A 7,213-nucleotide genomic window follows, 5' to 3' on the forward strand; every position below is an offset into this window, starting at 1 on the left:
CACGCTCGAGGCGGCCCTGGTGCACGCGCACTGGCTGCGCCGCCACCAGTATTTCTAGGACTCGTCGGAAGACAGCGCCGACAGCTGCGAATGCCGGATGCGCGTCTGCGACAGCGCGCCGGCCGATTCGAGGATCGGGTAGGCGATCGAGCAGATGTGCGAGTTGATGCGCTTCAGGTCGCTGATCAGGTCGATGTGCAGCGAGCTGGTCTCGATGCTCTGCGCCGTGTTCTCCTGCAGCCGTGCGATGTGGCTGGCGGCGTATTCATGCTCCAGGTCGCGGAAGCGCGCCTTCTCTTCGAGCAGCCGCTTCGCATCGCGCACATGGCCGTCGAGGAAGACGCTCATGCCCAGCCGCAGGTTGGCCATCAGCCGCTCGTGCAGGTGCACGATCTCGGCCATGCCGGCATCGGAGAAGCTGCGGTTCTTGCGCACCTTCTTGTCCTCGATGTCCTGCAGCACGCGCTCGATGATGTCGCCGATCTGTTCCATGTTGATGGTGAACGAGACGATGTCGGTCCAGCGCCGGCTCTCGCGCTCGGAGAGCGCCGCCCGCGAGATCTGGGTCAGGTAGAACTTGATCGCCGAGTACAGCTCGTCGACCACGTCGTCCATCTTGCGCAGCTGCTCGGCGAGCGCCAGGTCGTTGTAGCGGATCACCGGCAGGATGCCCCGCAGCATCGTCTCGACCACGTCGGCCTGGTGCAGCGCCTCGCGCGCCGCGCAGGCGATCGCCACCGACGGCGAGCTCAGCGCCAGCGGGTCGAGGTGGCGCGGCCGGTCGGTGCCGAGCGCGCGCGGCTGCGGCAGGTGGCGGTCGAGCAGGCGCCCGACCAGCGGCGTGAACGGGATGAAGAGCACCGAGCGCGCGACGTTGAACGCGAGGTGGAAGACCACCACCTGCTGCAGCACGGTCGGCACGTAGTCCTGCAGCAGGATGTGGGCCTGCGGCAGCAGCGGCACCATCGCGAGGCAGCCGGCCAGCTTGAACAGGAAGTTGCCGAGCGGCATGCGGCGCGACTGCACCGAGCCGCGCGCGGTGGCCAGCAGCGGCAGCGCGCCGGTGCCGAGGTTGGCGCCCAGCACCAGCCCGAGCGCCACCGGTGTCGGCAGCAGCCCGGCGTTGGCGAGCATCGCGACCAGCAGCACGGTGGCGAGGCTGGAGTACGAGACGACGGCCAGCAGCGCGCCGATCGTGATCTCGAGCATCACGTCGTTGGGCAGGCTGACCAGCATCGCTCGCACCGCGGGCGAGCGCGTCAGCGGCTCGGTGGCGGCGACGATCAGCTGCAGCGCGAGCGTGATCAGCCCGAGCCCGATCACGACGCGGCCGACCCGGCCGATGCTGCGGTCTTCCTGCGACAGGAACATCACGACGCCGGCGAAGATCAGCAGCGGCGAGATCCACGACAGGTCGAACGACAGCAGCACCGACATCAGCGCGGTGCCGATGTCGGCGCCCAGCATCACGGCCAGCGCGGCGCCGGTGTCCATCAGGCCCTTGCCGACGAACGAGGTGACGATCAGGCTGGTGGCGGTGCTCGACTGCACCAGCGCGGTGACGCCGATGCCGGCCAGCAACGCGCCCAGGCGGTTGCGCACGCTGCGCGAGATCACGGCCCGCAGGTTCTCGCCGAACACCCGCAGCATGCCGACCCGCACGATGTGCGTGCCCCAGACGAGCAGGGAGATGGCGGCGAGCAGGTTCAGCAGGTGTTGCATGTTCTGCCGTTGTAACCCAGATTCGGGCCTGTCTTTGCGATCATCCAGGCATCCAACTGCGGGGGAAGGCTCATGGGACGGAACATGTGGCGGTGGCGCGCGGCGATCGCCGGTGTGTGGATGGTCTGCGCTGCGGGGGTGGCGTCGTCGGCCAGCCTGCAGGTGGCCAGCGGCTTCGACCCGCAGACGATGGACCCGCATGGGCTCGCGCTGCTGTACCACTCGCGGGTCGTCACGCAGGTGTACGAGTCGCTGGTCGGGCGCGACGAGCAGTTCCGGCTCGAGCCGGCGCTCGCGCTGTCGTGGCAGGCGCTGAACGACAGGACCTGGCGCTTCCGGCTGCGGCCCGGCGTGGTGTTCCACGACGGCACGCCGATGAGCGCCGACGACGTGATCTTCTCGATCGACCGGGCGCGCCAGCCGCCGTCGCAGCGCGCCTTCCAGCTCAGCGCCGTGGCCGAGGTCCGCAAGGTCGACGCGCTGACGGTCGATTTCGTGTTGAGTTCGCCCGACGCGGTGTTTCCCGAGAAGTTGCCGTTCATCGGCATCATGAGCAAGGCCTGGGCCAGCAGGCACGGCGTCGAGCGGGCGCAGGACTTCAACGGCAAGCAGGAGACCTTCGCGGTGCGCAATGCCAACGGCACCGGGCCGTTCCGGCTCGATCGCTACGAGCCGGACGTGCGCGTGGTGCTGAAGGCGAACGCGCAATGGTGGGGCCGCGGCGACAAGCGCAACGGCAACCTCGACGAGGTGACGTTCCTGCCGATCCGCCAGGAGGCGACGCGGCTCGCGGCGCTGAGCTCCGGCGAGGTCGACCTGGTGCTGGACCCGCCGTTCCAGGACGTGGCGCGCCTGAAGACCGACCCGGGCCTGGCGGTGTTGCAGGTCGCCGACCTGGGCCAGCAGTACCTCGCGTTCGACCAGTCGCGCGAGCAGCTGCTCGATGCCGACGTGAAGGGCCGCAACCCGTTCAAGGACCGGCGGGTGCGCCAGGCGGTCTACCAGGCGATCAACGTCGACCTGATCGTCGGCAAGGTGCTGCGCGGGCAGGGCACGCCGACCGGGGCCTTCCTGTCGCCGATGGTCGACGGCTCGCTGGGCGAGCTCGACAAGCGGCTGCCCTACGACCCGGCGGCCGCGAAGAAGCTGCTCGCGCAGGCCGGCTACCCGGACGGCTTTGCGGTGACGCTCGACTGCGTGAACATCGCCTGGCGCGAGAACGTCTGCCAGGCTGCCACCGCGATGCTGGCGCAGGTGGGCATCCGCACGACGCTGCGCTCGTCGGCGACCAACCAGTTCTTCCCGAAGCTGAGCCAGGCCACCGGCAGCTTCGTCGAGTTCGGCTGGACGCCGACCACCGATGCGTGGGCCACGCTGAACGCGCTGTTCCACAGCTTCGGCAAGGGCGGGGCGGGTACCTTCAACGTCGGGCGCTACAGCAACCCGGCGCTGGACACGCTGATCGACAGCATCCGCGTCGAGCCCGACCTGATGCGCCGGCGCGCGATGGTCGGTGTCGCGCTGCGGCTGATCGCCGAAGACCTGCCCTACGTGCCGCTGTACCGGCGCACGCTGAGCTGGGCGATGCAGAAGAAGGTCAAGGCGGTGCAGTGGCCGGATGACATCCTGGCTTTGCGCTGGGTGCGCAACTAGGTCTTCATCTGCAGCAACCGCGAGATCGTGTCCGCCGCCTCCAGCAGCTTCGGCAGGAACACCTCCAGCATGTGCCCCGGCGGCGTGCGGTTCACCTGGCCGCTGATGTTCAGCGCGGCGATCGCGCGGCCGGAGCGGTCGCGGATCGGTGCCGACATCGACACCAGCCCTTCCTCCAGCTCCTGGCTGACGAGGCTCCAGCCCTGGCGCCGCACCTGCGCGATCAACCCCTTCAGGCGCTGCGGATCGGTCTCGGTGTGCGGCGTGCGGGCGGTGAGCGTCATCGCGTCGATGCGCTGGTCGAGCTCGTCCGGCGCCAGCCCCGCCAGCAGCGTGCGGCCCATCGAGGTGCAGTAGGCCGGCAGCCGGCTGCCGATGCCCAGGTTGATGCTCATGATCTTGTGCGTCGGCACGCGCAGCACGTAGACGATGTCGCCGCCCTCCAGCACCGCCGCCGAGCTCGATTCCTTCACCTGCTCGACCAGCGCCTCCATCACCGGCTCGGCCAGGTTCCACAGCGGCAGCGACGACAGGTAGGCGAAGCCGAGGTCGAGGATCTTCGGCGTCAGCCGGAACTGCCGGCCCTGGCTCTCGACGTAACCCAGGCCTTCCAGCGTCAGCAGGATGCGGCGTGCGCCGGCGCGCGTCAGGCCGGTGCGCTGCGCGACCTCGCTGAGCGTCTGCTGCGGCGCCTTCGCGCTGAAGGACCGGATGACGCTCAGGCCGCGTGCGAACGACTGCACGTAGGTGTCGCCGGGGCGGGGTTTGTCGGACGCTGGGGCAGGGGGGGTGTCGTCGTCGGGCGAGGTCATCGGTGCAGTCTAGCGCCGGGCTTTGCGTGCTCTTTCCATCAATCTGTATGAGATCGATTGCGACGGCAGATGTCGCGCACATCACGCGCTGTGGCATCAGGGTTTCACCGGGTAAAGCCCGCTGGCGCAAGGGAACGGCGGTGGCCGGCAGGCGACCCAAGAAGCACCTCTCCACCCCCTGCGAAAGGATGTCCCATGAGATCCCTGATGATCCTCACCGTCGCCGCGCTCGCCACGCAGGGCGCTGCCTTTGCCGCCGTGTCTTCCGGCCCCACCAGTCCCGATGCCGCCTACGTCGAACGCATGCACCTGATCGGCCGCACCCCCGAGCCCGGCGAACAGGCCGTGCCGCTGCCGCCCGAGACCGCGGCGCAGACCGCCGCCGAGCGGCAGCAGGACTACCTGGAGCGCATGGCGCTGATCGGCCGCACGCCGGAGGCCGCCGAGGTGGCGGCCGCTGCGGCGCCCGGCCATGAACTGATGACCGCGGCGCCGAGCTTCGAAGAACGGATGAAGCTGATCGGTCTCTCCCCCTACCCGCAGTGATGCCGGGGCGCGGTATGGTTCGGGACTTGCAATGCAGTCCCGAATCCCCTGCCGGAGCCCCCGATGAAACGATTCCTCCCCTTGATGCTGCTGCTCGCCACGCTGTCTGGCATGCCGGGCGCGCAGGCGGCCGACCTGTCGAAGCTGCGCGTCGGCGTCGAAGGCGCCTATCCGCCGTTCAGCACCGTCGGCCCCGACGGCAAGCTGCAGGGCTTCGACATCGACATCGCGAACGCGCTGTGCACCGAAATGAAGGCCCGCTGCACGCTGGTGCAGCAGGAGTTCGACGGCCTGGTCCCGTCGCTGCAGTCGCGCAAGTTCGACCTGGTGGTCGCGTCGATGGCGATCACGCCCGAGCGCCTGAAGGTGGTCGCGTTCACCGACAAGTACTACAACAGCGCGAACAAGCTGATCGCGAAGACCGGCTCGCCGATCGACGGCACGCCGGCGCGCTTCAAGGGCACGCGCATCGGCGTGCAGCGCACCACCATCAACGACCGCTACGTCACCGCCAAGTTCACCGAGGCGACCATCGTGCGCTACGCGAGCCAGGACGAGGTCTACCTCGATCTCGCGGCCGGCCGCATCGATGCGACGATGGTCGACGGCATCGCCGGTGACATCGGCTTCCTGAAGACGCCGGCCGGCAAGGGCTTCGGCTTCGTCGGGCCCGACTACCGGGACCCGGAGTACTTCGGCGCCGGTGCCGGCATCGCATTGCGCCAGGGCGACACAGAGCTGCGTGACCGGCTGAACGCCGCGATCAAGGCGATCCGCGCGAACGGCACCTACCAGAAGCTCGCGGCGAAGTACTTCAACTACGACATCTTCGGCCAGTGATGCTGCACGGCTACCTGCCGAGCCTGCTGGAGGGGCTGCGCCTGACGCTGGGCGTGGCCGYTGCGTCGCTGGCCGTCGCGGTGCTGCTGGGCCTGGCGGGTGCGGCGGCGAAGCTGTCGGGCTCGGCGTTCTGGCGGCGCGCCGCGACCGTCTACACGACGCTGATCCGCGGCGTGCCCGACCTGGTGCTGATGCTGCTGGTCTTCTACGGCGGCCAGCTCGCGGTGAACGAGATCGCACCGCACCTGGGCGTCGACGAGTACGTCGACATCGACCCGTTCATCGCCGGCGTCGCGACGCTCGGCTTCATCTTCGGCGCCTACCTGACCGAGACCTTCCGCGGCGCGATCCTCGCGATCCCGCACGGCCAGGCCGAGGCCGGGCGGGCCTTTGGCATGACGCCGCTGCAGGTGTTCCGGCGCATCGTGCTGCCGCAGATGCTGCGACTCGCGTTGCCCGGCTTCGCGAACAACTGGCTGGTGCTGGTGAAGTCGACCGCGCTCGTGTCGGTGATCGGGCTGACCGACATGATGCAGAAGGCGGGCCAGGCCGCCGGCGCGACACGCGAGCCGTTCACCTTCTACCTGGCCGCGGCCGCCGGCTACCTGCTGATCACGACGGCCTCGGTGCTCGCGCTGCGCGCGCTGGAAAAGCGCTGGTCGCCGGGCGTGCCGGCCGTCTCGTTGTGAAGGCCGCGCCTTGAGCTTCGAGGCCATCGTCGACAACCTGCCGCTGTACCTGTCCGGTGCGTGGACGACGCTGCGGCTGCTGGCGATGTCGCTGGCGCTCGGCCTGCTGGGCGCGATCCCGCTCGGCGTGATGCGCGCCTCGAGCCGGCGCTGCTGGTGGATGCCGGTGTGGTGCTTCACCTTCGTGGTCCGCGGCACGCCGCTGCTGGTGCAGCTGTTCCTGCTGTACTACGGCCTCGCGCAGTTCGAGGCGGTGCGCGCGAGCCTGCTGTGGCCGCTGCTGGCGAGCGCCTGGTTCTGTGCGGTGGCGGCGTTCGCGATCAACACCTGCGCGTACACCACCGAGATCATCGCCGGCGCGATCCGCACGACGCCGCCGGGCGAGATCGAGGCGGCGCGCAGCGTCGGCATGCCCTGGCTGCTGATGGTGCGGCGCATCCTGCTGCCGTCGGCGCTGCGGCGGGCGCTGCCGGGCTACGGCAACGAGGTGGTGCTGATGCTGCACGCCACATCGCTCGCAAGCATCGTCACGCTGCTCGACCTGACCGGCGTCGCGCGCGACGTCAACTCGCGCTTCTTCCTGCCGTTCCCGGCCTTCATCACCGCGGCGCTGTTCTACCTGGCGATCACGTTCGCGCTGGTGGCGCTGTTCCGGCGTGCCGAGGCCCGCTGGGCGCGCCACCTCCAACCCCGTTCCTGACGTTCAACCCACCCCCCGATGCAAACCCGACACCACCCGCTGCACGGCGGCTCGCTGCTGACCCGGCGCGAGATCGTCAGCTTCCACTACGGCCCGCGGGACAGCGGCCGCAAGGTCTATGTGCAGGCCTCGCTGCATGCCGACGAGCTGCCCGGCATGCTGCTCGCCCATCACCTGCGCCTGCGGCTGGCGCAGCTCGAGAGCGAGGGCCGCCTGCGCGCCGAGGTCATCGTCGTGCCGGTGGCCAACCC

7 protein-coding genes and 1 pseudogene are annotated in these 7,213 nt (G+C 69.4%); 6 read left to right on the forward strand and 2 right to left on the reverse strand.

From position 1 onward, the window contains the following. Positions 1-54 precede the first annotated feature (54 nt). Positions 55-1,722, reverse strand: coding sequence for a Na/Pi cotransporter family protein (locus AC1D15_RS12850; protein WP_047503315.1), 1,668 nt, complete (start codon positions 1,720-1,722; stop codon positions 55-57). A 72-nt stretch (positions 1,723-1,794) separates the two neighbouring features. Here AC1D15_RS12850 and AC1D15_RS12855 point away from each other — a divergent pair, with 72 nt between their 5' ends. Continuing rightward, the gene (locus tag AC1D15_RS12855; RefSeq protein ID WP_477826278.1) at positions 1,795-3,375 is read left to right on the forward strand and encodes an ABC transporter substrate-binding protein; all 1,581 of its coding nucleotides are present in this window, start codon (positions 1,795-1,797) and stop codon (positions 3,373-3,375) included. Here AC1D15_RS12855 and AC1D15_RS12860 read toward each other — a convergent pair. Further along, positions 3,372-4,187, reverse strand: coding sequence for an IclR family transcriptional regulator (locus AC1D15_RS12860; protein ID WP_465115057.1), 816 nt, complete (start codon positions 4,185-4,187; stop codon positions 3,372-3,374). The genes AC1D15_RS12855 and AC1D15_RS12860 overlap by 4 nt on opposite strands. A gap of 195 nt (positions 4,188-4,382) precedes the next feature. Between AC1D15_RS12860 and AC1D15_RS12865 the strand changes: the two genes are divergently transcribed. The 5 genes and pseudogenes from AC1D15_RS12865 to AC1D15_RS12885 all read left to right on the forward strand — a co-directional run. Continuing rightward, positions 4,383-4,733 carry a hypothetical protein gene (locus AC1D15_RS12865; RefSeq protein WP_477826279.1) on the forward strand — a complete coding sequence of 117 codons (351 nt, stop codon included), beginning with the start codon at positions 4,383-4,385 and terminating at the stop codon, positions 4,731-4,733. A gap of 63 nt (positions 4,734-4,796) precedes the next feature. Beyond that, on the forward strand, positions 4,797-5,573 hold the full coding sequence (locus tag AC1D15_RS12870; protein ID WP_465115054.1) for an ABC transporter substrate-binding protein: 777 nt from the start codon (positions 4,797-4,799) through the stop codon (positions 5,571-5,573). Continuing rightward, on the forward strand, positions 5,573-6,262 hold the full coding sequence (locus tag AC1D15_RS12875; protein ID WP_477826280.1) for an ABC transporter permease: 690 nt from the start codon (positions 5,573-5,575) through the stop codon (positions 6,260-6,262). The genes AC1D15_RS12870 and AC1D15_RS12875 overlap by 1 nt, the downstream gene beginning before the upstream one ends. A 10-nt stretch (positions 6,263-6,272) precedes the next feature. After that, positions 6,273-6,962 carry an ABC transporter permease gene (locus AC1D15_RS12880; RefSeq protein WP_477826281.1) on the forward strand — a complete coding sequence of 230 codons (690 nt, stop codon included), beginning with the start codon at positions 6,273-6,275 and terminating at the stop codon, positions 6,960-6,962. Between the two features lie 18 nt (positions 6,963-6,980). Continuing rightward, a pseudogene (locus AC1D15_RS12885) lies at positions 6,981-7,213 on the forward strand (succinylglutamate desuccinylase); the annotation flags it as partial.

It is taken from the genome of Rhizobacter sp. P2_H2 (assembly GCF_056403375.1).

Coding starts and splice junctions, on each gene's coding strand:
- AC1D15_RS12855 (WP_477826278.1), top strand. CDS start 1,795: ATGGGACGGAACATGTGGCGGTGGCGCGCGGCGATCGCCGGTGTGTGG.
- AC1D15_RS12865 (WP_477826279.1), top strand. CDS start 4,383: ATGAGATCCCTGATGATCCTCACCGTCGCCGCGCTCGCCACGCAGGGC.
- AC1D15_RS12850 (WP_047503315.1), bottom strand. CDS start 1,722: ATGCAACACCTGCTGAACCTGCTCGCCGCCATCTCCCTGCTCGTCTGG.
- AC1D15_RS12870 (WP_465115054.1), top strand. CDS start 4,797: ATGAAACGATTCCTCCCCTTGATGCTGCTGCTCGCCACGCTGTCTGGC.
- AC1D15_RS12860 (WP_465115057.1), bottom strand. CDS start 4,187: ATGACCTCGCCCGACGACGACACCCCCCCTGCCCCAGCGTCCGACAAA.